This window comes from Nonomuraea cavernae (genome assembly GCF_040655715.1).
Classification (GTDB): domain Bacteria; phylum Actinomycetota; class Actinomycetes; order Streptosporangiales; family Streptosporangiaceae; genus Nonomuraea; species Nonomuraea cavernae_A.
In genome coordinates this window covers 1-1,040 of the sequence record NZ_JBFAKL010000085.1, presented here as the reverse complement: position 1 = coordinate 1,040, position 1,040 = coordinate 1, and the positions used below count along the sequence as shown (strand labels likewise).

Annotated in this window: 1 protein-coding gene; it reads left to right on the top strand. The window is 66.6% G+C overall.

The genetic code is table 11. The features are described from left to right. Positions 1-193: 193 nt before the first annotated feature. On the top strand, positions 194-1,040 hold an 847-nt coding region (locus AB0I38_RS40335), incomplete at its 3' end, for a transposase (RefSeq protein ID WP_358496238.1).

Sequence of the window (1,040 nt, the reverse complement as noted above, 5' to 3'; positions counted from 1 at the left end):
CCTCGGCTATTCAGCCGGAATTTCGTCCTGAAGATCGTTAATAGAGAAAGGTGCCTCCGACCTGCGATGATCGGATTGCCTAGATCACGAGATCGCAGAGAACGGATGCACCTTTCGGGTGAACGCTACGGCATGGGACCGCCGCTTGTCTGTACGAGGGGACGGCAAGGGGCTTGTCGGACACGCGGGAGCTGTGCTCCTGCGTAAATGCGCTGATCAGACGGGGTTAACAGGGGCGCTGGGCGGTGTGTTCGCCCGGCTGGGCGGATCTGTGGTGTGGGACCGGGGCGTGGTGCTCGTCCAACTCGCGGTGGCGATCGCGCTGGGAGCGACCAGCATGCGGCAGATCGCCCTGCTGGCTCACCAGGACGGCGTGTTCGGCAAGCCCGCATCGGACTCGACCGTGCGCCGGGTACTGGAGCCGATCGGCGCCTCCGAGCAGGTACAGGCCAAGATCGCCCGCGCCCGGGCGCGGTTGCGCGGACATGTGTGGGATCTGATCGCCGCCACCGAGACGGGGTTCCCCTGGCTGGTAGTGGCCGGCAAGACATTGACCGGGTGGGTGGTGATCGACCTGGACGCCACGCTGATCACCGCGCATTCGAACAAACAGGGCGCCTCGGCGACGTTCAAGAAGGGCTGGGGCTTTCATCCGCTGGCGGCCTGGTGCGCCCAGACCCAGGAGTGCCTGGCGATGCTGCTGCGCACCGGGTCGGCCGGCTCCAACACCATCGTCGATCACGTGCGGGTGCTGAGTGAGGCCATCAGGCAGATCCCTGAATCCTTCCGGGCCAAGATCTGGATCCGGATCGACGGCGCGGGCGCCACTCACGACCTGGTCGAGCACATGAAGAGTTTGAACACCACCCGGCGCACGGTCCGCTTCACCGTCGGCTGGAAGATCACCGAGGCCGACGAGGCCGCGATCGCCAAGCTGCCGGACAGGGCGTGGCAGGCCGCCATCCGCCAGGACGGCGAGGCGCACGAACACGCCGGCGTGGCCGAACTGACGCACCTGGATGAGCGGGCTGCCGCCTGGG